The sequence below is a fragment of the Porphyromonas loveana genome, from assembly GCF_003096695.1.
Taxonomy (GTDB): Bacteria; Bacteroidota; Bacteroidia; order Bacteroidales; family Porphyromonadaceae; genus Porphyromonas; species Porphyromonas loveana.
In genome coordinates, this window is record NZ_QEKY01000007.1 from 25,868 (window position 1) to 51,882 (window position 26,015).

General features: G+C 52.7%; 17 protein-coding genes. 6 read left to right on the plus strand and 11 right to left on the minus strand.

Annotated features, from left to right (window positions below; all coding sequences use genetic code 11):
• Window positions 1-22 precede the first annotated feature (22 nt).
• From C7382_RS04970 to fmt, 11 genes are all read right to left on the minus strand, one after another.
• A complete protein-coding gene (locus tag C7382_RS04970) occupies window positions 23-1,855 on the minus strand; it encodes a V-type ATP synthase subunit I (protein ID WP_116679214.1) in 1,833 nt (610 codons plus the stop codon).
• The gene (locus C7382_RS04975) at window positions 1,852-2,466 is read right to left on the minus strand and encodes a V-type ATP synthase subunit D (protein ID WP_116679215.1); all 615 of its coding nucleotides are present in this window, start codon (window positions 2,464-2,466) and stop codon (window positions 1,852-1,854) included. Before C7382_RS04975 ends, C7382_RS04970 begins: the two co-directional genes overlap by 4 nt.
• Window positions 2,467-2,482: 16 nt before the next feature.
• Window positions 2,483-3,802, minus strand: a complete 1,320-nt coding sequence (locus tag C7382_RS04980; protein WP_116679216.1) for a V-type ATP synthase subunit B — start codon at window positions 3,800-3,802, stop codon at window positions 2,483-2,485.
• Between the two features lie 11 nt (window positions 3,803-3,813).
• Window positions 3,814-5,568 (minus strand): V-type ATP synthase subunit A, encoded by a 1,755-nt coding sequence (locus C7382_RS04985; RefSeq protein ID WP_116679217.1) that lies wholly within the window; start codon window positions 5,566-5,568, stop codon window positions 3,814-3,816.
• A 9-nt stretch (window positions 5,569-5,577) separates the two neighbouring features.
• Window positions 5,578-6,510: a DUF2764 domain-containing protein gene (locus C7382_RS04990; protein WP_116679218.1), complete on the minus strand. Its 933-nt coding sequence runs from the start codon at window positions 6,508-6,510 to the stop codon at window positions 5,578-5,580.
• 3 nt (window positions 6,511-6,513) lie between these two features.
• Window positions 6,514-7,104, minus strand: a complete 591-nt coding sequence (locus C7382_RS04995) for a hypothetical protein (RefSeq protein ID WP_116679219.1) — start codon at window positions 7,102-7,104, stop codon at window positions 6,514-6,516.
• A 744-nt stretch (window positions 7,105-7,848) separates the two neighbouring features.
• Window positions 7,849-13,641: a DUF4011 domain-containing protein gene (locus C7382_RS05000; RefSeq protein ID WP_116679220.1), complete on the minus strand. Its 5,793-nt coding sequence runs from the start codon at window positions 13,639-13,641 to the stop codon at window positions 7,849-7,851.
• Window positions 13,642-13,648: 7 nt separating this feature from the next.
• Window positions 13,649-14,842, minus strand: coding sequence for a two-component system sensor histidine kinase PorY (gene porY / locus C7382_RS05005; RefSeq protein WP_116679221.1), 1,194 nt, complete (start codon window positions 14,840-14,842; stop codon window positions 13,649-13,651).
• Window positions 14,843-14,908: 66 nt separating this feature from the next.
• Window positions 14,909-16,840, minus strand: coding sequence for an LTA synthase family protein (locus C7382_RS05010; RefSeq protein ID WP_116679222.1), 1,932 nt, complete (start codon window positions 16,838-16,840; stop codon window positions 14,909-14,911).
• A 3-nt stretch (window positions 16,841-16,843) separates the two neighbouring features.
• The gene (locus tag C7382_RS05015) at window positions 16,844-19,396 is read right to left on the minus strand and encodes a glycosyltransferase family protein (protein WP_116679223.1); all 2,553 of its coding nucleotides are present in this window, start codon (window positions 19,394-19,396) and stop codon (window positions 16,844-16,846) included.
• Window positions 19,397-19,789: 393 nt separating this feature from the next.
• The gene (gene fmt / locus C7382_RS05020; RefSeq protein ID WP_116679224.1) at window positions 19,790-20,761 is read right to left on the minus strand and encodes a methionyl-tRNA formyltransferase; all 972 of its coding nucleotides are present in this window, start codon (window positions 20,759-20,761) and stop codon (window positions 19,790-19,792) included.
• Window positions 20,762-21,185: 424 nt separating this feature from the next.
• Here fmt and rpsL point away from each other — a divergent pair, with 424 nt between their 5' ends.
• From rpsL to rplD, 6 genes are all read left to right on the plus strand, one after another.
• Entirely contained in the window at window positions 21,186-21,590 is a 405-nt protein-coding gene (rpsL, locus tag C7382_RS05025; RefSeq protein ID WP_004583602.1) for a 30S ribosomal protein S12, read from the plus strand.
• Window positions 21,591-21,805: 215 nt separating this feature from the next.
• Window positions 21,806-22,282 (plus strand): 30S ribosomal protein S7, encoded by a 477-nt coding sequence (gene rpsG / locus C7382_RS05030; protein ID WP_116679225.1) that lies wholly within the window; start codon window positions 21,806-21,808, stop codon window positions 22,280-22,282.
• A gap of 12 nt (window positions 22,283-22,294) precedes the next feature.
• Entirely contained in the window at window positions 22,295-24,418 is a 2,124-nt protein-coding gene (gene fusA, locus C7382_RS05035) for an elongation factor G (RefSeq protein WP_116679226.1), read from the plus strand.
• A 15-nt stretch (window positions 24,419-24,433) separates the two neighbouring features.
• Entirely contained in the window at window positions 24,434-24,739 is a 306-nt protein-coding gene (gene rpsJ / locus C7382_RS05040) for a 30S ribosomal protein S10 (protein WP_004583599.1), read from the plus strand.
• A gap of 23 nt (window positions 24,740-24,762) precedes the next feature.
• Complete coding sequence (rplC, locus tag C7382_RS05045) at window positions 24,763-25,380, plus strand: 50S ribosomal protein L3 (RefSeq protein WP_116679227.1); 618 nt, start codon at window positions 24,763-24,765, stop codon at window positions 25,378-25,380.
• Window positions 25,380-26,009 (plus strand): 50S ribosomal protein L4, encoded by a 630-nt coding sequence (gene rplD / locus C7382_RS05050; RefSeq protein WP_116679228.1) that lies wholly within the window; start codon window positions 25,380-25,382, stop codon window positions 26,007-26,009. Before rplC ends, rplD begins: the two co-directional genes overlap by 1 nt.
• Window positions 26,010-26,015 lie beyond the last annotated feature (6 nt).

Consider the following 26,015-nt stretch of genomic DNA (forward strand, 5'->3'; position numbering starts at 1 on the left):
TTTTGAATTGTTTCTTTTGTGATTAGGAGCGTTTGAACGGCGTGTATTCGTTGCCGCCACCCTCGAATTCGCTGTTCTTGTAGAACTCTACGAACGTCAAACGTATGGGGTGTACCAGCGAGCTGATCATACAGAGTCCGATGTTGAGACCGTGACCGAACAGCAGGATGATAGCCATCACGAGGAAGTTGAGCCCCGTAGGCAGCCCTCCGCCGATCTGTACGGCAAGATTATTGAACACTCCTCCCAGAATACCGCCGGTGAGGCCGATGGCAAAGAGACGGATGTAGGACAACGTATCACCTAACAAACCGGAAGCGGTGTTGTAAGTGGCCCAAAGACCGGCTCCGAAGTTCATGAAGATGTTCTTGCCCGGGCTGTTGTAGAAGAGGGCTATCAAGAGAGCTAAACCAGTGATACCGGTGAAGGCTAATGCTACAACACCGAGCTCGGGCTTGCTTTCAGCAAGGGGCTTGATGACAAACGAGAGCGCTCCAAAGAGGATGAATGTGGCCCACGCATAGGTGGCAAGGGCATACTTGAATCCTTTTTGTATGTGCGTCTTGTAGCCGGCTACATACTTGGCAAATATGATTTGGAGAAGACCCAGCACAACGGAGAGCTTCATCATATTGTCCTGATTGAGGAAGTAGTCGTTACGGACAGAGCCCAAGAGGTCGTCTCCGGCCCATGGCATTACCATACCGAATACTGTACCCATCAGCGAACCAACGACGGCCGTCGTGCCACCCAACCATTGCAACATGCCGCAGAGCGACTTGATGGCACCGGAGTCGGACTTGATCTTGGCTATGGTGGCTATTACGAAAAGCAAGAGGCCGTAACCGCCATCACCGAAACAGAGGGCGAAAAACAGCATGAAGAACGGAGCCAACAGGGGCGTGGGGTCCAACTCGCTGTAGTTAGGCATGGAGTACATCTTGGTGATGGGCTCGAAGAGGCGGGCGAAGGCGTTGTTCTTCAACTTGATGGGCACACTGTCTTCTTCCTTGATCTCCATCTTCTCGATGTAGTAGCCTTCGGCTGCGATAGCCTGCTCCATGGGAGCGGCATCGGCAGTAGGTACCCAGCCTTCGAGGAGCATGAGTTTGTCGTCGGCCTGACCTTCAGCTTGCACCATGGCATTGGTGAAAGCGAATTTATCGGCCATCAACATATCGTAAGCCGTGAGTTCGCCCATGCGATTGTCTGCAAAAGCTGTCTTGGCGGCTGCATTAGCCTGCAATTCGGCTTCCAATGCTTCCTGCTGTTTGTACAGAGTTGACAGATCGTAGTCGGGCAATTTGATGCGCTCGGCATCAGGCTTGGGATCATGTTTGTGTCCTACGGTCACGAAATAGACCGTAGAGCGTACAGTATTGATCTCAATAGCTCCATAGATTTCGGCCCATTCGGGCTTGTAAGCCGATGCAGAAGAGGCATAGAAGTTCATCTCGTAGCCGGCGCTACTTAGGCGTGCAATGGAACTGAAGTCGAACTGACCCCAGAGTTCCATTTGTTCTATTTCTCGCTTCTTGGCCACTATGGCATTCTTGAGGCGTACTTCTTCGGCAAAAAGATGCTGCACATCCTTTACCGCCTGCTCTCCGGCAGTTTCTGTCACCACGGGAGTGGTTGTCTGTGCCGGTGCGTTCTCGCTTTTATAGGGGGCGAGCATACGCATCGTTTCAGCTATGCCTTTGCGAAGAAGAAGGAGATTCTGCAATTCGGCAACATCCTTGGTCGCCTTTGTTTCCTGGATGTGTACCACACCGGTGTTACGCAGCTTCTCAAGGAAGCTCTCATACTCGCGGTGGTAGATCAGGAAAAGGTATTTATTCATTGCGGTAATCATGCCATCACCTCCTCTTCGTTGTTACGTTTTTCCATATTGGCACGCATAATCTTCTGCGAGGACTTGGACAGGCTCTCTTCGTCCTCTATGTAGCGCTTGATCTTGCGTATGGCATCTTTATAGCCGGGGATTTGCACTTTCTCGAAGAGATTGACTTTCTGGGTCGTCTTCTTACGTGCATATTCGAGGAACTCCAACTTGAGACCGAGAAATTCAGCCTCGATTCCCGTATGAGCCAGGTTCTTCAGCAGATCAATGCCTTCGGCGAACCAAGAAGGTGCATTGAACAGACTGAATGGCTTAATGGTGTATGAAATATCGTCCAGTACGGGAACGATTACGCCCGCGACCTTCTTCGTAGAAAGCTTGACGCCCTCTACGCTGATGAGGTCGGGTTTGAATTCGTTCCATAGGCCCACCATATTGCGGTAGCCCACGATTTCTTCTTCCAGTTGGCGTTCCAATCGCTCCACCTCGTCCTTTGTGCGCTTCACTTCCAGACGCAGTGCGCTCTCCTTGCTCTTGATCGTGGGCAAGGTGCGCTCTCGCATCTTCAGCTGTTTTTCTTGCTGCTGGAGAGAGGTTTTGTTGTATTGAAACTTAATAGCCATTGTATCGCAAGGTTATTTATTTCTTCCAGTAAGTGTCCACAAGCTGTTGCTTGATGTTCACTTCGGCCGGTTTGAAGTGCTTAGCGAATAGCTCCCATGCCGTATCTAACATCTCCGTGGTGTTCACGTTCACGTCGATGGCCAAGAGTTGGCGTGAGTAGTCATTGGCAAATTCGAGAGCGCGGTTGTCGTAGTCTGTCAGGTCGAAACCGTTCTCCATCTTGGTCTGTGCATTGGCAGCGTCGGAGAAGAGACGCACGGCGGCATTCATCACCTGTGGGTGGTCTTCGCGAGTCTTCTTGCCGATCACGAGCTGTTTCAGACGAGAGAGGCTTCGGAAGGGGTCCACGATTACCTTACCGACGTTGCTGTCGCGACGGAGATAGAGCTGACCTTCGGTGATATAACCCGTATTGTCAGGCACGGCATGCGTGATGTCACCACCGGAGAGAGTGGTCACAGCGATAATCGTGATAGAACCTCCGTCGGGGAACTGTACCGCTTTCTCGTAGATCTTGGCCAAGTCTGAGTAGAGCGAACCGGGCATAGAGTCCTTAGAAGGGATCTGGTCCATACGGTTCGATACGATGGCCAAGGCATCAGCATAGTTGGTCATATCGGTGAGCAGAACAAGCACCTTCTCGTGCTTCTCAACGGCAAAGTATTCGGCAGCAGCCAATGCCATGTCAGGCACGAGGATACGCTCTACCGAGGGGTCTTCGGTGGTGTTGATGAAGCTCACGATGCGGTCGAGTGCACCAGCATTGCTAAATGTATTCTTGAAGAAGAGGTAGTCGTCATTGGTCATACCCATACCACCGAGGATAATCTTGTCACTCTCGGCACGCAGAGCCACCATGGCCATTACCTGGTTGAACGGCTGGTCGGGGTCGGCGAAGAAAGGAATCTTCTGTCCCGTTACGAGCGTATTGTTCAAGTCGATACCGGCGATACCCGTAGCGATCAGCTCCGAAGGCTGCTTACGACGCACGGGATTCACTGACGGACCACCGATCTCTACTTCCTTACCTTCGGGCTGGGGACCACCATCGATGGGCTCACCATAGGCGTTGAAGAAGCGACCGGCCAGTTGTTCGCTCACTTTGAGCGAAGGAGCCTTACCCATGAAAATCACTTCGGCATTGGTGGGGATACCTTCCGTACCGGCAAATACCTGCAAGGTAACGTCCTCGCCTTGGATACGCACCACCTGCGCCAATCGGCCGTCGATAGTGGCCAACTCTTCATTACCTACACCTGTGGCACGCAGCGAGCACGTAGCCTTGGTGATGTTGGTAATCTTTGTATATATTTTCTGAAAAGCTTGTTTTGACATGACTATCTATGTTATTTGATGCGTTCGGCCAGGATAGCGTCCAATTCTTTATTGTACTTATCGTAATCGGCACTCTTGAATTCGGAATAGTTCACTTGCTTGAAGATGTTGATCACGCGCTTGAAGTAATCCGATACTTCCAGGAAGTCTTCGAAGTCGAACTCTGTGCGGCAGATGTCCGACACCTTGCTGAGCATGAGTTCCTGGCGCTCCAACGAACTGTTGCAGTCCACGCTGTCGAATGCATCCTGCTGGAGGATTACGAAGTCTATAAGCTCGGCCTTCCAGAAGGTCACGTGATAGTTCACGGGCACACCGTCGTCACCGAGAATGTTGATCTGTTCGGCGATCTCCTTACCCTGATGCAGACGCATCTTGAGGTCGTTCACTTTCGTGATCCAGTCAGAGGCAATGTGATTGGAGATATAGCTTTCGAATTCTGGATACTCCAAGTACTTGGAATAACTGTCAATGGGGTTCACGGCCGGATAACGTTTGCGGTCAGCACGATTCTGCTCAAGAGCGTAGAAGCAACGTGCTACCTTCTTGGTACTCTCCGTCACAGGCTCCTTGAGGTTACCACCGGCAGGAGATACTGTACCGATAAAAGTTACTGATCCCGTAGCACCGTTGTTCAGGTACACAAACCCTGCACGAGCATAGAAGTTGGCTACGATAGCCGACAAGTCCATCGGGAATGCATCAGGTCCGGGGAGCTCTTCCAAGCGGTTCGACATTTCACGGAGAGCCTGTGCCCAACGAGAAGTAGAGTCGGCCATCATCAGTACGCGGAGACCCATCGAGCGATAGTATTCAGCGATGGTCATGGCCGTATATACAGATGCTTCACGAGAGGCCACGGGCATGTTCGAGGTATTGGCGATAATGATCGTACGCTCCATCAGCTTACGGCCGGTGTGCGGGTCGTTCAAGTGGGGAAATTCTGCGAAGATTTCCACAACCTCATTGGCACGCTCACCACAAGCAGCGATGATCACGATGTCAGCTTCGGCCTGCTTAGAGATGGCGTGCTGGAGCACAGTCTTACCCGTACCGAAGGGTCCGGGGATGAAGCCCGTACCGCCTTCTACGATGGGGTTGAAGGTATCAATGATGCGAATACCAGTTTCGAGCAGTTTGAAGGGACGCGGTTTCTCGCGATAGCAAGGGATGGCACGCTTCACGGGCCACTTCTGCACCATCGTTACATTATGATCCTTGCCGTCTGCATCGGTGACTACGGCTATTACATCATTCACCTTGTACTGACCGGCCTGAGCCACGCTCTTCACTTTGTAACCACCTTCGAATACGAAAGGTACCATGATTCTGTGCGGCTGAAAGTTCTCCGTCACCTCACCAAGCCAAGAGCCGGCGATCACGTTGTCGCCCACCTTGGCCAACGGCTTGAAGTCCCACAATTTGTCATCATCGAGGGCGGCAGTGTAGTCGCCACGCTTGAGGAAGACCCCGTCCATCTTGTCCAGATCGTGTTGCAGACCGTCATAGTTCTTTGAGAGCATACCGGGGCCGAGCGTTACTTCGAGCATGCTGCCCACAAACTCAGCCTCGTCTCCTACGTGCATACCGCGGGTACTCTCGAATACCTGCACATAAGCATTCTTACCGATCACCTTGATCACCTCGCTCATGAGCTTGGTGCCATTGACATCGATATAGCAAATTTCATTTTGGGAAACCGGCCCATCGACCTCCACGGTCACGAGGTTGGACACAATCCCCTTAACAACACCTTTTGTAGCCATTATTCTGATTTATTTCTTTTGATTTCTTTTGAACTCTTCCAAGGACTCTGCACTCTCGTGTTTGAGTGTCTTGACGATGTGGCGGAAGGTCTCTTCGCCAGTTCTCTCGTCCAGATTCACCCAACGTTCGATGATCGTCAGCTCCAGATAGTAGCATAGCAGACGTTCGATGGAGAATACGCGGTTGAATACGGACTCTTCCAGCCACTCCCAGCGCAGTACATCCAGCTGACGTTCTCGCTTGGTGATGTCCGTCTCTTCACCTACAGCCAGCAGCGACGACATGGCGGAGAAGTCCTCACTCAGGTCGAAGTCGCGCGAACGCGAAGTGCGCAGCTTATTTTCTATTTCGCCGGTCCCCACGATGTAGTTGATGGGGTTCCATCCGAGTTTGCGACAGGTGATGGCAGCCAGGATGTTCTTAATGTGCAGGTTGAGGCCGAACCACTCTTCCAAGAACTCGTTGCCGCACTGCATGGCATACTCGTAGTAGTACATGGCCAGACGGTCTTCGTCGGAGATGGGCAGACGTTCCCGTCCTTCTTCTTCCTCGCTTTGGACGTTCTGTGCATGCTGGTCGTTTTCTTCGCCCAGAGCTTTCTCGGCCAACTTCTCAGCCATGAAGGTCTGGAAATAGGGCGGCAGTCCTGCCATGCGGGGGACTGTGCGTTTCTCGCGATAGACGGCCATTATGGCGTCCAGGTTGTCGTAGGAGAAGAGAGTGGGTTGAGCTTCGGCGGTCTTGGCAGCTTCGCTATCCTCGAGATAGTCGAGGAGGAAGTGGTTCTCCTGCTCCCAAAGCAGGAGATCGAAGAGTTTGCCGTCGGCTTGGCTAAGGATGGGTCTCAGCTCTTCCAGGAACTGAGGGGACGTAAACGGCAGTTTCCGATCTTCCACAGCGATGTTGGGCAGACCGGCTACAGTTGCGTAATATTTAGCCATGATTTAGAAAAGCATTTCCACCAATCGGGGACGCAGGAAGCTTTTGAAGAGATTGATAAATTCTTCTTCTCCGAATTGGATTTTGTAAGAACCGTCTTGGGGTTGGATCGTGTAGGCCACTTGTTGGTTGTTCACCTCCTTGATGGTCACCTTGCTGTCGAGCAGTTCCTTGGCATTGCTTTCAAAATAGGATTTCAGTGCAGCAGCATTCTGAGTGGAGATGACGATTTTCTCGCCCGATGCCCAGTTTTTGGCCATCTCGAGCATCATCTGCTGCATGAATTCGGGGTTGGCTGTGGCGGCTTTTACGTTCGCCGTTGAGAGCGTACCCGAGATTTGATTGACAATAGTACTCTTGAGCGACTCCAGCATCTGACCGGCATACAGTTTCAGCTCCGACTCAGTGTTCTGCTGAAACTCAGTCGCTTTCTTCTTTGCATCGCTCACAATGCGCTCGGCCTCGGCCTTGGCATTATTGATTGTCTCTGCGCTTTTGGCTTCGGCCTCAGCGACAATTTTCGCGGCTTGTTCGTTGCCTTTCTCAACGCCTTCGCGGTAAATCTTGTCAGTTAGTTCCTGGATTTTGGAGTCCATTGTTCTTGATTCTTTATTATAGTAGTATTTGATTCCGATTTAAGCGTCTGCAAATATAGTACAATTCTATAAAACACAAGTAGTTTCGTTCCCCTGTCCTTTTCGTTTCGGCGGGCGTGGATACTCATTATTTTTGCGCATTCCGAGGCATGATTTTGAGGGGAAAATCTCTACAGAGAGGGAGCTATTCGCATCATGCCTCTCACGTGTCGTCGCAGCCTGTAGAGAAGATGCCTTCTTCCGCGTATGGCATCGGGATCTATATGCTCGTTGAGCCCTATGACTGATGGCTGACGCATGTCGATTCAAGGAGGCATTTGTCCGTGCCTATTGCTTGCCCTGTTGTTTTTTCGTGCGAGAAGCGGACGGATTATGGCGCAGGATTCGACAAAGAACATGCGCCAAAAGTTTTTTCATTTGGCGCATAAATTTTTTCTAAATGGCGCGAAAATAAAATGAAAAAGGCGCGAGTTTTCGCCTGATTATGGGGCGTATTCGGTTCGATTTTCGGCGCGCTTTTGACGAGAAATCTGGCGTCTCACACATCCCATTCTCCCGAAGAACTTCCTTTATGCCGAGTCTTCTCTGCCTTAGGATGAGAGTGATAGGCAATGGTGAGAGTCGAATACTTTTTTCGGTACGTGGAGAATCGTCGTCAAACGGATCGAAAAAAGGCTGCATCGTGACCATGGTCACAATGCAGCCTCTCTATGTATGACAGGAGAGAATGGGAGCGGTGCTACTCTATTCAGCGAGGGAGATCATATGGCGATCGGTGGCACGGAGTTTGCCGCTCTTGATGAGCTGGTCGATGGCATAGTCCACGTGTGCCTGTACCTTGGCTCCTGTGCGGGCAAAACCGAGCTGTTGGGCTGTGTGCTTGCGCAGCTCTATAAGGGGCATGGCGAGCTGCTCTTCCATGACGTAGCGGGCAGCATTCATGACTTCGACGGTGGGTATCTCGGTAATGTCCCTCCCTGCGCCGGAGCGATAGCCCTCGAAACCGTCTGCGCTACTGCGATCTATCCAGAAAGTACGACTCTCTGCAAAGGAGATGGGATCGATATGATACTTCTCCGTCAGCGCATCCACGAGGCTGCGTAGGCGTGTCGAGACGCGTCCGATGCCGTAGTATTCGGCCAGGCGCCTGCAGAGGAGCGTGTCGGTAATGGGTTGTTCCGTTTGGATGATGCTTTGGATTGTTTTCCGTACTTCGGTCTTCATCTTAAAGAGGGTAGCCATGTCCATGCCTTCTTTTGTCGGCTTTGAAGCAGCAAACGAACGGTAAGCCTGCTCCTTGGTACCGGTCTCGCGGAGCGGGGCTGCCGATTCGACAGAGAATTTCTTGACCGTGGGGGCTGCTGCCTCAGGGGCCGCGGGTGCATGGCTCAGGAGCGACTCCACCTGTTCTGCGATGCGTGAGAGTATGCGGTCGGGGTTCTCCATCCAGTCTACTGTCCACACGCGATGTATATTCCAGCCCAGCATACGGAGTACTCCGGGCTGTACGATCTCTCTGTCACGGGTAGTCTTGGTTTCGTAGTAGCTTTTTCCGTCAGAAAGGATGCCAAGGATATATTGGTCGGCTTGATGCGGATGGCGGATGCCGAGGTCGATCTTGAAATTGGAGCATCCGATCATCGTATCTACCTTATAACCCCGAGCGCGGAGAGCTTTTGCAAGATCGGCCACCACATCACTCTCGGCGCGGAACTGTGCGCTGCGGTTGGGCAGGTGAGACAGTCCGTGCTTGGCAAACTCCAAGAGCAGACGCAGGCCTTCGACACCAAGAGAATTGGTGCGTTTGAGGTCGATCTGTTCGGGGTTGAGCGACGTGTATATGATCATTTCGTATCGGGCTCGCGATACGGCTACGTTCAGTCGGCGTTCGCCTCCTTTGTTGTTGAGCGGACCGAAGTTCATGGACACTTTCCCGTCTTTGTCCGGTCCGTATCCGATGGAGAAGAGAATGATGTCGCGCTCGTCGCCCTGTACGTTCTCCAAATTCTTGATGAAGATCGGCTCGGCACTCTGTAGGGCTTTTTGCTCCAGCTCAGGGCGGTTGCTGAGGGCATCCATCAGTATATCGTCTATCAGGTGCTGTTGCGCTTGGCTGAACGAAACCACGCCGATGCTTCGCTCCGAGAGGACGGGATCTTCCAGGCGGCGGATGATTTCGTCCACGACAGCTTGTGCTTCTTTCTTGTTGCTTCGCGTCGCCGACTTGTCGTATACGCCTTCAACCTGTACCATTCGCACCTTCGACACGCGGTCGTCCACAGAGGGGAAGGTGAAGAGCTTGCCGTCGTAGTAGCGACTGTTGCTAAAGGCGATGAGGCTCTCATGCTTGCTCCTGTAGTGCCAGGTGAGATAGCGGGACGGCATCGAGAGCGAGATGCAGTCGTCGAGAATGCTTTCCATGTCGTCTATGTAGGCCTCCTCTTCGTTGCTCTGAGTCGTTGTGAAGAAGCTGGTGGGGGGCATTTGCTTGGGGTCGCCTACGACGACGAGTGCTTTGCCTCGGGCAATGGCGCCTACTGATTCGCTTGTGGGCATTTGGGAAGCTTCGTCAAAGATCACGAGGTCGAATTTCTCTGCATTGAGGTCGATGAACTGTGCTACCGACAAGGGACTCATCAGTATACAGGGGCAGAGCTTGGGCAAGAGGGTCGGGATTTGGTCGATAATCTTGCGAATAGATGTGCCACGACCTCCGTTGGCGATATTCCGTTTGAGTATCCCTACTTCCGAACCATTGGCTGCTGCCATGGTCAGCTTGGGTATGTTGGCTGCCAGACGGCAGTATAGTTCGTGCTTGGTGAGCTCTTGGAAGTTAGCGGTGAGGACTCTGTATTTCTCAATGACAGCCTCGAATAAGATGCCGTTGAAGAGTTTGAGCGAGGGATCGGCGGCGATGGCTTCCTCTGCTATGCGTTTGTAAAGACTGCGGGCAAAGGCGTCGGCCGCAGAAGCTGCTGTACTATTCTTTCCGCTCCGGCATATCCTCTCGATGGCTGGTGCGGCACCGACATCCAAGAGCGCGCGCTTACAGAGAACCCATTGCGACCAATCCTTGATCTGTGGTAGGTGCTCTATCCAAGTGGACAGCTTGCTACCGATCGCTTGGTAGCCTGTCGGCAAGCTGGTAGTAACGGATTGATGCAGGACGGAGAGGGTCTGCTCCAGCCGGACAATGCAGTCACATATCTCTTGCAGTCGGGGCCTGTGGCTGTCGAGCATGGGCTGTCGATATTCACCGAGGCGCACCGCCATGGCTTGGCGGATGGTAGCATAGTCCTGTCCTGTTCGGGAGGTATGACTCACGAGTAGCTGTAGCAGCTGCTCTGAGTGACTCAGATTTTCTTTGGCTTGCTGCCATTCCTCTTCGGTGCCCACGCCTTTGGTGCCGAAGAGGCGGAGCAGATCGGCTTCTTCGCGAGCTACCGTTTCATTCAGCTCTTGGTAGGAGCACAAGCGTTCGAGGAGCATAGGGATGTCGGCCTTGGCAAGTGCGGGGCGATGGCGTCGCAGACGTTTGACAAAGCCTCCCGCTGCAAAGAAACGGGGGAGGAACCATTTCATTTCGATGCCTTGCCACTCTGCTCGCAGTTGGCGGGCATCTTCAACGAATACAGAGGTAGCATAGTCGCGACTAAGGGCTTCGTGCAGACGCAGACGCTCGGCTGCCGTGTCGAGGAGCGTATGCATACGGGCACTCGCTTGATGGTTCTCTGCCAGACGGAGCAGGTCTTCCGATAACGTAGTGATACGGAAGAGATTCTCGATAAGATGACGAGAGAGTCTAAGCCCTTCGACCGATTCGTCGGGTCGAATGCCTATTAGCGTTTCGAGAAGTTCTGGAGAAGACGATAGCTCTTCGACGAGGCGTTTTACCTCAGACAGGTGGTCGCGCAAGAGAGGAAGGTTCAGCGTCGTGGGATCGTTCGGCTCCAATCCGTCCAAAGGATGTCCGGCCGGATGTCCGCTTACGCGGAAGACAGTGTCGAGTTTGGACAGTTCTTCGAGGGTTTTCTCGATAGCTTCCTTCTGTAGGAGGGATGCGGGTACACTGCTGACATCCATTTCTTCGCCCTGATGTCGGATGAAACGGGAGATGCAGTCGTATAAGGAGAGACCGCTCTCGCGCTCTCTGTGCAGCGCATCCATGTAAGCGATGAGCTTGGAGCGGTGTACGAAGAGTTCCTCAGCACAGCTTTCATAGTCCGTTGCAGGCTGCAGGCGTTGGATATCCAGAGCCGTCTGCATCTGTGAGAGGAAATGACTTTTGGTCACTTTGTTGGAGTGTAGCTCCAGACAGAAGGGTGCCAAACCGATTTTTTCCAGTCGTTTCTGTACCACCGATAGGGCAGCCATCTTTTCCGCAACGAAGAGGACACGTTTGCCTTGATAGAGGGCATTGGCGATCATGTTGGTAATGGTCTGCGACTTTCCCGTTCCGGGAGGGCCGTGGAGGATGAAGCTATTGCCCCGTCCGGACTCAATCACCGCTTCGAGCTGAGACGAATCTACATCTATTGGTATGGCAAAGGCAGTGGGAGATACGCTGCTGTCGATGTCGCGTGCGTCTATCGTTTCCTCATTGGTTTTCTCAAGAGCATGCAGTTGGTTGTTCATCAATCCGTGCAAAATGGGGTGCTCCTGCAATTTGTCGGCATGAGAATGAATATCATTCCACATGACAAATTTGTTGAAGGAGAACAGTCCCAGCATGCTTTCCTCCAGTACATCCCACCCTTTGCGGTCGCGGATCTGAGAGCGGATGGCTGCCAGAACGAGCTGTACGTCGGTGCCTTTCTCGTCTTGAGGCAGAGGGTTGAGACCGGAGAGGTCTATGCTGTACTGCTGTTTGAGGAGTTCGATCATGGTGATGTTGAGCATGGTCTCCTCATCACGGGTGCGAATCTCATATCCCTGTCCCGCACCTCGACGAATAATATCGACCGGCAGGAGGAGGATGGGGGCATAGCGCGGACGATGGCTCTGTTCGGTTTCCATCCATTTAAGGATGCCGATGGCCAGAAAGAGAGAGTTGGCTCCGTTCTCTTCTATGGCTACTCGTGATTTACGGTACAGCTCTTTGAGCGTCTGTTGGAGTTCATTATCATCCAAATAGGAGTAGAGCGTATTGTTACGCAGTCCCGTATCTACAGCAGCAGTGACCAAATCCGGATTCGTAGATGAGTCGTATATGCCGTATTCGTTCGGCTTGGTGCATCCTTCGGAGGGGGCGGGATAGATGGAAAACTTGTTGCCCGAGAAGATAAGATCCTCCAACAGAGGGATGTTGCGGGAGATGAGAGCGAGGGCTCTGCGGCCGGAACGTATATTGATGAGGTTGTTGCGCAGAGAGATATCCAGTAGTTTTCTCTCCCAAATATCTTGCTTGGTCAGTTCCTTTTCGCTGCTGAGCATGATGTCCAAGGGGTTGATTTTCATGATCTGCCGGGTAGCATTGTCATGCTTGAGACCCTCATTGACGAGTTCGAAGCCGCTGTCGGTGGCGATGCGTTGGGGGAGTGGCTTGATATCGTTGAGTCGGCAGGTGGCCACGTTGACGAAGAACAGGAATTTACCCGTTCGCAGCTGCCGGGCAGCCGTCTCCGCAGCTTGCTCGAAGCTGACCGATTCCGAGGAAGTGAGCATCGTGGTTTCGACAAAGACGATGTCGTGAACACCATCGGCACAGCCCTTCAGTAGGAACTCGCGGTCGTCTCCCGTTACTTGCGGATAGAAAACTTCGTCCTGCCATACTCCCAGAAAAATATGGCCTTCGAACAATACCAAGAGGGGATATAACCCGATATTCTCAATACATGAAGCGAAGAGCAATGTCAGATCGAGGCAAGTCCCCAGTTTTTCATTCAGCACCTTGTCCACCAGACGGATGCGCTGCCCCGCCTTTTCGAAGCTGGCAGGAGGATTGTTGTACACGATTCCTTCCGAACGCAGCGCCTCGAATATTGCGGCTACCTGCCAGCGAACGATGGAAGCGTCCTGTGATTGGTAGCCCGATAGGGAGTTGGAGCCCGTCCATTTCTCCATGAATTTGGCCGCTTTGACGAGGACTCGGGAGATAATCGGGTGGTTGGGCGTCACGAAAGCGGCTAACATTTCCGGCAGTATCTGGGCACCTGTCCATTGGTCATAGGCCATCAGATGGATTTCGTACTCCTGACGGTATGCTTCTTCGTCCCCGATCGTGATAGTGCAGGTGAATGCGGTGTCGATCCCTTCGGTCAGGGCGATAAGCTCTGCGGCATCAACCTTCAGCTCCATGCCTTCGGCTTCGATCGTCTTGCCTGCAGGGATGACATCAATATGGTAGGAAGTGGGCTTGAGATAGGACCCTTCGATGAGGATGGTGGCATCGTTCCAGTCGTGATCGCTCTCGTTCGTGATGGCGCAACGGCTTATCGTCCTGATGCCGTTATGCTGGATGGCGAAGTTGATGAAGTCGAGATACTCTAATAAAAGACTGCCGGCGTGCCGACCGGAAAAAGCCTTATTCGGTTCCATATCGTTCCTATGCTTGTGGGATTTCGTCCCGACGAGGAAGCACGATGCGGAAGGTCGTACCTATGCCGGGCTCGGATTGCTTCACGCCGATTCTCCCTTTGTGATACTTTTCTATGATACGTTTTGCCAGAGACAGCCCCAGTCCCCATCCTCTTGTCTTGGTAGAATAACCGGGGCGGAATACATCGCGCACCTTTCCTTTGGGTATTCCCTTGCCGGTATCGGCTATTTCGATGACGGCTTGGGTTGCTTTTGCGCGGAGGTCGATGGAGATACTTCCTTTTCCATCCATGGCATCGACGGCGTTCTTGATCATATTCTCGATCACCCAACTGAAGAGCGGTGCCGACAGTGCCACTATAACGACTTCGTCCGGCATTCGCAGATGTATCTGGACTTGTCTCGAAATGCGATAGCGCATGTAGTCCGTGATTTGCCCCAACGCCTCGCGAATGTCCTGGTTTTCGGTCTTGGGCTCTGAACCTACCTTCTGAAACCGTTCGGCTATCATCCGCAGTCGCTCCACATCCTTCTCCATCTCTTGCGTGATGGATGCATCCACGTCGGAGGTTTTCAGCAGCTCCACCCACGCCATCAAGCTGGAAATAGGGGTGCCAAGCTGGTGTGCCGTTTCCTTGGACAAACCGTTCCATACGCGGTTTTGCTCCGATCGGCGTTCGGCCAGCAGCGCCATGAGGGAAATGCCGAGGAAGATAAACATCACACTCAGCGCTACATAGGGCAGCGCCAAGAGTCGTCGGAGCGTCAGACTGTCCGAGTAATAAAGGAACTGCGGCTTGTCATCGTTGATTTCGATGCGTATGGGCGGGTAACCCTCTTTGAAGTGGCTGAGTTTCTTGTGGAGGTAGGCTTGTTCAGATTTACCGGCAGGTATGGTGATATTATTATAGGAGATGATAGAGTCTCGTCCATTGCATAAGATCACAGGGATACTTTCGTTGGACTGGATGATCTGCAGCACAAGATCATTGGCGAGTACCACGTCGTTTTCCGAGGCAGCCGCTTTCGTAGCTTGTGCCCATAGCTCGATCTTCTGTCGCTCTTCTCCTGCCATTTTGTCGATAAGCTTATCCGACGCGATGAGCGTAAAGATGGCAATAGCCATAGCCACGAAGATAAAAGAGACGCGCATCGATATTCGACTGCGCTCGAAGAAGGTCTGATTACCGCTCCAACCCATTCTTAGTCACTGTTGTAATGTGTTCAGGGGTGCAAGTTAGGAATTTTACTTCGGAGCTGTTCCCCTTCAGCGCGAGAGCATATCTTCCATGACGGACTGCAGCATGACGCGGGCATCACCGGCTCGTTGCTCGGCATGGGCGGGGTCATCGTCATAGACAATGGTCTTGCTGTCGAAGTTGTATATGGTCGTACCCTGCGAAGTCGCCAGCCCTGCCAAACTTGGAAAGGAGAAGTAGGCGAAATGTGGGCTGCCCTTTCGGAAGATGTTCTTGGAGAACTTCATTTCTCCGTGTGGCAGACCCAATTGTGCCAATAGTGTAGCCGGCAGATCGGACTGGGACACCACCTTGTCGAATACCATGGGACGACGGATGGCTCCTCCCGTCCAAAGCATCAATATCTTGTATCGATCGGGATGGTCGGGCAGCGCTTTGTCGGCGGGATAGGGGTAGCCATGATCCGAGATGGCGATGATGAGCGTATTCTTCCATTCGGGAGATTGCTCCATGGCATGAACGAAGTCTCCCAAGCAACTATCCGTATAGAATACGCTATTGAGGTAAGGATCGCTGTCGTGATGCGAGAGTACGTCGAATGGTTCGTGGCTCGACAGTGTAAGATAGCTGTAGAAATAGGGCTTTCCCTGCTTCTCCAGCCGGCGGCAGTCGTCCAATACGCGGGGGAAACTGATGTGGTCGGGTGTGCCCCACTTGCTCAATCTCGTTTTGATGGGGAAGTTGCTCACGTCCGTTATCTCGTCATAGCCTGTGGCATAGAGGTAGCTGCGCACATTGGTGAAGTCCGCATCGCCGCCGTAAAGATGGTGTGTGCTGTAGCCTGCAGCCCGCAGCGATGCCGCCAAACCGGGCAAGCCTCTCACCTTGTCGGGATACTTGATGATGGAAGAATGCGGCTGCGACGGATAGCCGCTGAGTGTAGCCACCGTGCCTCTGTCTGTGCGGAAGCTGCTCGCATAGGTGTTGCTGAAAAGAATCCCACCCTGCGCGAGCGTGTCTATGCAGGGAGAGTGTCCCGTGGTACCCCCGAGACAACCCACGGCATTAGCCGAAAAACTCTCCATGAGGATGAGAATGATATTGGGCCGGTCTGTGGTCAGCACCATTTCGGTGCTGTCCGATGCCGCTTCCTGCATGCCACTACCGTCCGAACTGCCGTATCGGTGGAGCCGCTCGAAGGCAGCATGGCATTCTTCTGTGGGCATGAACTGATAATCCGACAGCTTCTCCTCGCTACGCATACAGGCATAGAGGAAACTGAAACAGGGATTGACGGCTGCCTGATTGTGCAGTTGCTTGGGACTGTGGAATACCGAACCCACATTGAGCGTGGCCACTCCGACGCTGCCTCGTATCATCAGAAACAGCAAAGCCCCTCCGACGACGAGCTTCCAGACACCTATTATATATAGACGTGTAGCCTGCCCGAGCGGGAAGTACTCCCGATGGAATCGTCTCAAGGCGTAAGCCGGAATGAGAGCAAAGACTGCAAAGAGCACAAGAGCGATCAGCAACTCCGGTGCAGTGGCACTCGCCATGGCTTCTTCCGGCTGGCGGAGATAGAAGAGCGGAGTCGCATCGAGACGGAAACCCCAGTGACCGAAGAGTACGAGGTCAGCTGTATAGATGAGTCCGAGGACGAGACTGATGAGCAGATAATAGTAATGGAGTATTCGCCCCAATGTGCGTCCTACTTTCTTCCGGCCCCAACCTGCGATGCAGAGGACGGAGGTGAGGAGCAAGGGCAGCACCGCCAGATAGGCCGCCACGGCAGCATCGTGTCTGAGCCCGTGTAGGAAGATGGCAGCGATATCGCCGGCCGTGGTACCCACTGCTGTGAGCTTGCCCGCATAGACGAGCAGGAAGAGGACTTTCTGCAGGATGAAGTAGAGCAGGAACAGTCCGAATACACCTCCTACATAGCGGAGGTCGCTCCCTCCCGCGGACCAATAACGTGCGGTCTTGCGGTGCAATTCCATCGATCAGGCTGTCGGGCGTTTCTTGCGCAAGACGAAGGGATAAAGAACCGATGCGACGATCCCGAGCAAGAGGAGTACCAAAGCCGTCTTCGCTATGGCCTCTGTGATGTGCAAGCTGCGAGGATCGAAGCGGAATTCCACCCGATGTTGTCCCGCCGGCAGCTCCAAGGCACGGAGAACATAGTTGGCGCGGATAATGGAGGCAGGCTGGCCGTCGATGGTCGCCGTCCAACCGTGCGGATAGTATATCTCCGAGAATACGCCGAGCATCGCCTGTGCTCCGGAGGTCTCATAGACCTGTTTGTTCGGAGTGTACTCCGTCAGTCGTATGGAAGCGGTGGAGTCTGTGAGGGCAGGTAGCTTGCGAAGATTGTCGGAGGCGAAGCGTTCGTCCACAACGGCTATGCTGCGAGAGAGGCTGCCCGTGTCCAGTGCAGTCATTTCTTCATCCGCATTCTTGACCCATTTGATGCTGCTCACAGGCCAAGCGGGGCCGTATGCATCGGGGTTCAGCATCGGCACGGGTTGTTGGTTCTCGCCGGGTACGATGATATACTTAGTGTTGAGCATATTCACCACCTCGCGATTGCCTTTGCTCAGTTGGTGCTCGATCAAGTCCTGATAGCGCTGGAGCTTGGCCGCATGGTAGCCCCCGATGCTGCGGTGCCAGCGGCTTGTCGTGGCATCGTTGTATGTGTCTACGGTGAGATTGAGGACACGGAAACCCGGTGTCTTGTCGGCCAAGATTTGCTTGTCGGCTTCAGTCAGCGGTGCTGCCCGCTGGCTTACGAGAGCGGGATCGATGAAGTGTTCGTCATTGAGGTAGCGCTTGTCCACCGTCCAGAGGTCCAGTAGGGTGATGACCGCCACGCCGATGAGCATGGGCGTAGCCTGTAGTTTTTTCTTCAGGAAGAGCAGTAGGAGTGCCCCGCATGCGAGCAGAATGCCGAAGCTGCGCCATGCGTCTGCTGCCATGATGTCAGCGCGGACATCTGTGAGAGCCGTCTTGATGGCACCGGCCTCGGGATGGCCTGCTGCTTCGCGGAACATCATCTCTTCCTCTCCGCTGAGCAGACTGAAGACAGAGGGTACCAATGCAAAGAGAAGCGAGGCTCCGAGTGTGAGCACTGCGGCCGTGATCCAGCCGGCACGTTCGCGGTTGAGGATGGGAGCGCCCACACGTACGATCTCCACCAGTGCCAAAACGGCCAATGCCGGAATGGTAAACTCTGCAATGACAAGGATGGAAGAGACTGTGCGGAACTTATCGTATAAGGGGAAATGATCGATGAAGAAACTCGTGAGCCACATCAGGTTGTGACCCCATGAGAGCAGGATAGAGAGGACTGTGGCTGCCAGCAATGCCCATTTGACAGGTCCCTTGACAATGAAGCAACTCAATATAAAGAGGAATAGGACGAAGGCGCCCACATATACAGGGCCGGCTGTGAAGGGCTGGTCGCCCCAGTATTGATTCATCTGCCCGATCGTCTGCGCATAGGCGGGATTCACCTCGTTCATGGCCTTCTCGTTATAGCCCAGATAGCCGGACGCACCCCCCTTGACATTGGGCACGAGCAGCGTCCACGTCTCGCCGATGCCATAGCTCCACTGCGTGATGTAGGCCTTGTCCAGACCGTTTTTGTTCTCGTGCGATGCTTGGTCGGCGACATTGCCGCTCTGCTTGAGTGTGAGTTCGCTGCCGCCGCGCATGGTCTCCTTGCCATACTGATAGGTGTGGAAGAGGTTGGTACTATTCACCGCCACGCCCACGAGGCCGGCAATGATCACCACACCGGTGGAGAGCAGGAAGCTGCGCACGCGCTTGGTGCGCACGGCTTCTGCCAAGAATGCCAGCACCAGAAAGAACATGACGAAGAGGAAGTAATAGCTCATCTGCACGTGATTGGCCAGTACTTGCAGCGCGGTGAAGAAGGCCATGACCACACCACCTGCGAGCCGCTTGCCGTTGTATACCCACACCATGCCCGCGAGGGTGGGGGGGATGAAGCACAGCGCCGTCAGCTTCCAGATGTGGCCGGCCATGATGAGGATGAGGAAGTAAGAGGAAAAGGCCCAGGCAACGGAGCCGATAACGGACGGCAGGATGCGGACGCGGAGCGAGCGCAGGAAAAGGAAAAAGCCGCCCATCAGTGCGAATAGCATCCAGGCGTATGTGCCGAGGAGATACACCGGCTTGCGCAGGGTGAGCACATCCTGTATCGTCTGGAGCGTGCCGGTGGAGGGGTAACTGGGCGCGATCTGATACATGGGCATGCCACCGAAGAGGCTGTTGGTCCAGTAAGAGTGTTCGCCGCTCTGCTCCTGCCAGTCGCGCACGTCCTGAGCCGTGCCGCTGGCTCCTGCCACGTCTCCTTGGAAGAGCACACGTCCGTCGAATGATGCGGGATAGAAATAGGCCAGCGATATGGTCACGAACAGCAGCACAACGGCTGCATAGGGCCAAATCTTCCGCCAGCTAAGCTTTGCACCTGCGGGTGCAGATGCGGAGCCGACTGTCTCCGTTGCGGATGTCAACTTCTCGTTTCCTTTCATGATGTCGTATTTGTTTTGACCACAAAGTTAAGAATCTGAGCGATAGACGCATCCGTTACCTTTTTTAACCTGCTGTGATGCTTTGTGGATGAAGAAGCGTGTTGCACGAAATTACAGCCCGAAATCGCGCAAAATCCGGTGCCGAAAAGAGAGAGAAATGCGCGCCAAAATTTTTTCGATTTGGCGCGAAAATTTTTCTGAAATGGTGCCAAAATAAATTCTTTCTGGCGCGAGTTTTTGCGCTGCTCCAGACAAGTTGAAGATCGTAACTCCTTTGTGCAAATTTTCACATAAACGAGTCTGCATGGAGGAATGGGCAGGGGCGAACACGCAGGTTTGTCTCACCTGTCTGTTCGCCCCTGCCCAAGTCGCTGTATCTGTGCAGCCTTCTCGTTACTCGATGTACATATCCGAGGAGAAAGTGAAGCCGTTGAGAAAGGCGGCAGCGTCCACCTGCTTCTTGCCGGGCATCTGAAGAGAGAGAATGCGTATGACGCCCTTGCGGGTCATGACGTCGAGGGTTTTCTTGTCCGCTATGATGGTGCCGAACTTGCCACGGTGGCGGGGTTCGCGCTCGATGACGGTCGTGCGATATATCTTGAGCACGATGGACTCCATGCCAGGGCGGTGGAGCTTGGTCCAGGCGGTGGGGGCGGGCGAAAGGCTGCGGATAAAGTTGTGCACCTCTTCGGCGGGTAGGTTCCAGTCGATGCGACAGTCATCCTTGAATATCTTGGGAGCAAGTAGGGCATCAGCGTAGCCGGGCAATTCTTCTTGTGGGGTCGATGTCGGTTTGCCATCGAGGAAGAGATCGACGGTGCGCGTCAGTACGGATGCGCCGAGTACGCCCATCCGTTCGTATAGTTCCCCGAATGTCTCTTCGGGGCCAATGGCGATTTTTTCTTGCAGGAGCACTTCGCCCGTGTCGATCTCGTGCTGTAGGAGGAAGGTGGTCACGCCTGTCTCTGCGTCACCGCGGCGCAAGGTGTGATTGATGGGCGCTGCTCCGCGATACATGGGCAGCAGAGAGCCGTGCAGATTGATGGTACCCATCGGCGGCATCTGCCACACAGCTTTGGGCAGCATACGGAAGGCCACGACGATTTGCAGGTCGGCACGATAGGAGCGTAGCTCATCGAGAAATGCTTCCTCGTTCAGATTCGCAGGCTGGAGGATCGGCAATCCGTACTCCAGGGCGCATAGCTTCACCGAGCTGGCGCTTAGTTTGTGTCCGCGACCCATCGGTTTGTCGGGCATGGTCACGACGGCTGCCACTTGGTATCCTCCCTCGATCAAAGCTCTCAGAGCAGGAACGGCAAAGTCTGCCGTCCCCATAAAAATCAGTCGTAGATCTTCCTTTTTCATTACATGGTCGGGCGGCTCTATCTGCCGTCCTCATTGCAATGATACTAATTATATCCCTAAGCCCCAAGTAATGGCGCGGTATGCATCCGCATTGAGTGCCTTGCGGTGTTTTCGGTGCGGTGGTATGCCGTTTGTCTTTCGCGCGCGCGTACATTATATATATGTATAGTCAGCTGATCAGCTGGGGTATAGGGCGTGTTTTTCTGTTGAAGCCGTAGAGAGGTGCCCACCCGTTGTGTTTGCGCATCGGGCTGCGAACTACCGGTGCTTGGTCTTGATTCTTAGCTTGTTGCGAATAAAAAAGAAGTGCAGACTGTTGCGGATTAGGAAAATATCCGTACCTTTGCGCCACTGCTCATATTCGTGGGTGGTGTAAAAGATTAGAAAAGAGATAATTATAATCATAGTTTTAAAGAAAGAAGAAATGCCTACAATTCAACAGTTGGTTAGAAAGGGTCGTGAATCTTTCGCGGATAAGAGCAAGTCGCCTGCACTGAATTCGTGCCCGCAGCGTCGTGGCGTTTGTGTGCGCGTTTACACGACTACGCCCAAGAAGCCGAACTCGGCTATGCGTAAAGTGGCTCGTGTGCGCTTGACAAACTCTAAGGAAGTCAATGCTTACATCCCGGGAGAGGGACACAACTTGCAGGAACACAGCATCGTGCTGGTTCGTGGAGGTCGTGTGAAAGACTTGCCCGGTGTGCGCTATCACATCGTACGTGGTACGCTCGATACAGCAGGCGTGAACGGTCGTACGCAGCGTCGCTCTAAATACGGAGCTAAGCGTCCGAAGCCGGGTCAGGCCCCTGCCGCAAAAGGAAAGAAGTAATAGCCGCTGAGGCCTGCGGGCCATGCTACGGCAATCACGTTCTCCCCTAATCTACAATCGCGCTACGAGAGAGTGGCGCAACCAACAAATTATTTAAGAACCGGTTTTGAGTTCAATTGGATAGGCTAAAACAGGGTTGAGTAAATGCTCCGGCGGGAGCGTTGAAGACAAAACGAAACGGCAACCAATCGACAAAAACGAAATTTTTTGAGACAATGAGAAAAGCAAAACCTAAGAAAAGACAGATCCTGCCGGATCCCGTCTATGGTGATGTGAGGGTGACTAAGTTTGTTAATCACCTGATGTATGATGGAAAGAAAAACACTGCTTTCACGATCTTTTACGGTGCTCTGGACATCGTGAAGACGAAGCTCTCTAATGAAGAGAAGTCTGCCCTCGAGATTTGGAAGGCGGCTCTCGATAATATCACTCCTCAAGTGGAAGTAAAGAGCCGCCGTATCGGTGGTGCTACCTTCCAAGTGCCGATGGAAATCCGTCCTGAGCGCAAGGAGTCGATCTCTATGAAGAATCTTATCCTCTACGCACGTAAGCGTGGCGGAAAGACTATGGCTGATAAATTGGCTGCTGAGATAGTAGATGCATTTAACAACCAGGGTGCCGCCTTCAAGCGTAAGGAAGATATGCACCGCATGGCTGAGGCTAACCGTGCATTCGCACACTTCAGATTCTAAAGGAACTCCCAGATGGCAATTGATAAGGAATTACAGCTGACAAGAAATATCGGTATCATGGCTCACATTGATGCCGGTAAGACTACTACATCTGAGCGTATCCTCTTTTATACGGGTCTGACGCACAAGATTGGTGAGGTGCATGACGGTGCCGCTACCATGGACTGGATGGAGCAAGAGCAGGAGAGAGGGATAACGATCACCTCTGCTGCTACAACTACTTTCTGGAACTACAATAACAATAAGTATAAGATCAATCTGATCGACACTCCGGGGCACGTGGACTTCACGGTGGAGGTGGAACGATCACTCCGTATCTTGGATGGTGCCGTTGCTGCTTTCTGTGCCGTAGGTGGTGTAGAACCTCAGAGTGAGACGGTGTGGCGTCAGGCCGAGAAGTACAACGTACCTCGTATTGGCTACGTAAACAAGATGGACCGTTCTGGTGCCAACTTCTTCGAAGTAGTGCGTCAGTTGAGAGAAGTCTTGGGCGCTAACCCTTGTCCTATTCAGATACCCATCGGAGCAGAAGAGACGTTCAAGGGTGTAATCGACCTCGTGGCGATGAAGGCTCTCGTATGGAACGACGAGACAATGGGGTCTAAGTATGACATGGAAGAGATACCTGATGCTCTGCGTGCAGAGGCAGAAGAATGGCGTGACAAGATGCTTGAAACGCTGGCTGACTGCGACGACACGCTGATGGAGAAGTATTTCGACGATCCTTCTACTATCACAGAAGACGAGATCCTCGCTGCGCTGCGTAAGGGTACGCTCGCCATGCAGATCAATCCCATGCTCTGCGGTTCATCGTTCAAGAACAAGGGTGTGCAGACATTGCTCGACGCTGTATGTAAGTTCCTCCCCAGTCCGGTGGACACACCGGTGGTTGAGGGTACTGATCCTTCTGACTCCAGCAAGATTATCGAACGTAAGACTCTGCCGAGCGAGCCTCTCTGTGCTTTGGCGTTTAAGATTGCAACAGACCCCTATGTAGGTCGTCTTTGCTTCTTCCGCGTGTACTCGGGCGAACTGCTTGCAGGCTCATACGTGTACAACTCACGTTCGGATAAGAAAGAGCGTATCTCACGTCTCTTCCAAATGCACTCTAACAAGCAGAACCCGAAAGATGTTATCGGTTGCGGTGACATCGGTGCAGGGGTAGGCTTCAAGGATATTCGTACCGGTGATACGCTTTGCGATGAAAATCACCCGATCGTTCTCGAATCTATGGACTTCCCCGATCCTGTGATCGGTATCGCTGTAGAACCGAAGACTCAGAAGGACCTCGATCGTCTGGGTGTGGGCCTTGCCAAGCTGGCAGAAGAAGATCCTACCTTCCGCGTTCAGACCAACGAAGATTCTGGTCAGACCGTTATCAGTGGTATGGGTGAGCTTCACCTCGATATCATTATCGACCGTCTGCGTCGTGAGTTCAAAGTGGAATGTAATCAAGGTCGTCCTCAGGTTTCTTACAAGGAAGCCATCAATGATCCTGTGGAGCTCCGCGAAGTATATAAGAAGCAGACCGGTGGTCGCGGTAAGTTTGCCGATATTATTTGTCGTGTAGAACCTGCCGATGCTGACTTCGAAGGCGAACTGCAGTTTGTGGACGAAGTGAAGGGCGGTAACATCCCCAAGGAATTTATCCCCTCTATTCAGAAGGGCTTCCAGCGTGCCATGAAGAATGGTGTATTGGCCGGCTATCCGCTTGATCAGCTGAAGGTGACCGTTATCGATGGTTCGTTCCACCCCGTGGACTCTGACCAGTTGTCATTCGAAATCTGTGCCCTGCAGGCATTCAAGAATGCCTCTGAGAAGGCACGTCCGACGCTCATGGAACCTATCATGAAGCTGGAAGTAGTGACTCCCGAGGAGAGCATGGGTGACGTGATCGGTGACTTGAACAAGCGTCGTGGTCAGGTAGAAGGAATGGAAAGCAGCCGTACCGGCGCACGTATCGTGAAGGCTAAGGTGCCTCTGGCTGAAATGTTCGGCTATGTGACAGCTCTGCGTACGATCACCAGTGGTCGTGCTACCAGTACGATGTCCTTCTCTCATTATTCAGAAGTACCCTCTACCATCGCTAAGCAGGTGCTTACCGAAGCTCAGGGTCGCGTTGATTTGATTAAATAAAAGCAACAAAAAGATATGAGCCAAAAGATTAGAATTAAGCTGAAGTCTTACGATTATATGCTGGTGGACAAGTCCGCAGAAAAGATCGTTAAGACGGTGAAAGCAGCCGGTGCGATGGTAAGCGGTCCTATACCCCTGCCCACACACAAGCGTATCTTCACAGTGAACCGCTCTACGTTCGTAAACAAGAAGAGCCGTGAGCAGTTCGAACTCTCTTCTTATAAGAGACTGATTGATATTTACAACTCTACGGCCAAGACAGTGGACGCTTTGATGAAGTTGGAGCTCCCCAGCGGTGTAGAAGTGGAAATCAAAGTTTGAGAAACGATTTAATAGAAACTGAAATGCCAGGTTTATTAGGAAAGAAAATCGGAATGACATCCGTATTCAGTGCCGAGGGTAAGAATATGCCATGCACTGTTATCGAAGTTGGTCCTTGTGTGGTTACGCAAGTCAAGACTTTGGAGAATGACGGCTATAGCGCGTTGCAGCTGGGTTTCGTAGATGCCAAAGAAAAGCATACAACGAAGCCTCTCGCCGGCCATTTCAAGAAAGCTGAAGTAAGCCCCAAGAGACACTTGGCCGAGTTCAAGAATTTCGAAGGAGAGCACAAGCTCGGTGACGTCCTGAACGTAGAGTTCTTTAGCGACGTTGCCTTTGTGGATGTAGTGGGAACATCTAAGGGTAAGGGTTTCCAAGGTGTTGTTAAGCGTCATGGCTTCGGCGGAGTGGGACAGGCCACACACGGTCAGCACAATCGTCTGCGTGCTCCCGGTTCTGTAGGAGCTTGTTCTTATCCCGCCAAGGTGTTCAAGGGAACACGTATGGCCGGTCAGATGGGTAACGAGCGCGTAACTGTACAGAATCTGGAAATTATTAAGGTGATGCCCGAGCACAATCTGCTCCTTGTGAAAGGTAGCGTGCCCGGAGCCAAAGGTTCAATCTTGTTAATTGAAAAGTAATGGAACTGAGCGTATTTAATATCAAGGGAGAAGATACGGGTAAGAAGGTTGTCTTGGACGACTCTATCTTCGCTATAGAGCCTAACGATCACGCTATCTATCTGGATGTAAAACTGTACATGGCCAATCAACGCCAGGGTACACATAAGTCTAAGGAGCGTAGCGAGCTGTCTGGTAGCACTCGTAAGCTGATCCGCCAAAAGGGTGGTGGCGGTGCTCGCCGTGGTGACATTAATTCTCCGCTTCTGAACGGTGGTGCTCGCGTGTTTGGTCCGCGCCCTCGTAGTTACAGTTTCAAATTGAACAAGAAACTGAAGGCTTTGGCGCGTCGCTCTGCGTTGAGCTATAAGGCTAGAAACAATGAAATTATCGTCGTAGAGGACTTCTCTTTCGAAACACCCAAGACGAAAGCATTCAAGGCAATCTCAACTGCACTGAAAGTGGGTGAAAAGAAAGTATTGTATGTGCTTCCCGAAATGGACACGAACGTACGTCTCTCTGCTCGCAACTTGCAGAACACTGATCTGATTCTTGCCAATCTGCTCAATACGTATGCAGTTCTGGCTTCCAAGAATCTGGTGCTGACAGAAAGCTCTGTAGCTGTTGTTAATGAACTATTTAAAGCATAAGGAGGA

Excerpts from the sequence above, each read along its gene's own strand:
- C7382_RS04995 (WP_116679219.1), bottom strand. The coding sequence starts at position 7,104 with ATGGACTCCAAAATCCAGGAACTAACTGACAAGATTTACCGCGAAGGC.
- rpsL (WP_004583602.1), top strand. The coding sequence starts at position 21,186 with ATGCCTACAATTCAACAGTTGGTTAGAAAGGGTCGTGAATCTTTCGCG.
- fmt (WP_116679224.1), bottom strand. The coding sequence starts at position 20,761 with ATGAAAAAGGAAGATCTACGACTGATTTTTATGGGGACGGCAGACTTT.
- C7382_RS04975 (WP_116679215.1), bottom strand. The coding sequence starts at position 2,466 with ATGGCTATTAAGTTTCAATACAACAAAACCTCTCTCCAGCAGCAAGAA.
- C7382_RS04980 (WP_116679216.1), bottom strand. The coding sequence starts at position 3,802 with ATGTCAAAACAAGCTTTTCAGAAAATATATACAAAGATTACCAACATC.
- C7382_RS04985 (WP_116679217.1), bottom strand. The coding sequence starts at position 5,568 with ATGGCTACAAAAGGTGTTGTTAAGGGGATTGTGTCCAACCTCGTGACC.
- fusA (WP_116679226.1), top strand. The coding sequence starts at position 22,295 with ATGGCAATTGATAAGGAATTACAGCTGACAAGAAATATCGGTATCATG.
- rplC (WP_116679227.1), top strand. The coding sequence starts at position 24,763 with ATGCCAGGTTTATTAGGAAAGAAAATCGGAATGACATCCGTATTCAGT.
- C7382_RS05010 (WP_116679222.1), bottom strand. The coding sequence starts at position 16,840 with ATGGAATTGCACCGCAAGACCGCACGTTATTGGTCCGCGGGAGGGAGC.
- C7382_RS05015 (WP_116679223.1), bottom strand. The coding sequence starts at position 19,396 with ATGAAAGGAAACGAGAAGTTGACATCCGCAACGGAGACAGTCGGCTCC.
- porY (WP_116679221.1), bottom strand. The coding sequence starts at position 14,842 with ATGGGTTGGAGCGGTAATCAGACCTTCTTCGAGCGCAGTCGAATATCG.
- rplD (WP_116679228.1), top strand. The coding sequence starts at position 25,380 with ATGGAACTGAGCGTATTTAATATCAAGGGAGAAGATACGGGTAAGAAG.
- C7382_RS05000 (WP_116679220.1), bottom strand. The coding sequence starts at position 13,641 with ATGGAACCGAATAAGGCTTTTTCCGGTCGGCACGCCGGCAGTCTTTTA.
- C7382_RS04990 (WP_116679218.1), bottom strand. The coding sequence starts at position 6,510 with ATGGCTAAATATTACGCAACTGTAGCCGGTCTGCCCAACATCGCTGTG.
- rpsJ (WP_004583599.1), top strand. The coding sequence starts at position 24,434 with ATGAGCCAAAAGATTAGAATTAAGCTGAAGTCTTACGATTATATGCTG.
- rpsG (WP_116679225.1), top strand. The coding sequence starts at position 21,806 with ATGAGAAAAGCAAAACCTAAGAAAAGACAGATCCTGCCGGATCCCGTC.
- C7382_RS04970 (WP_116679214.1), bottom strand. The coding sequence starts at position 1,855 with ATGATTACCGCAATGAATAAATACCTTTTCCTGATCTACCACCGCGAG.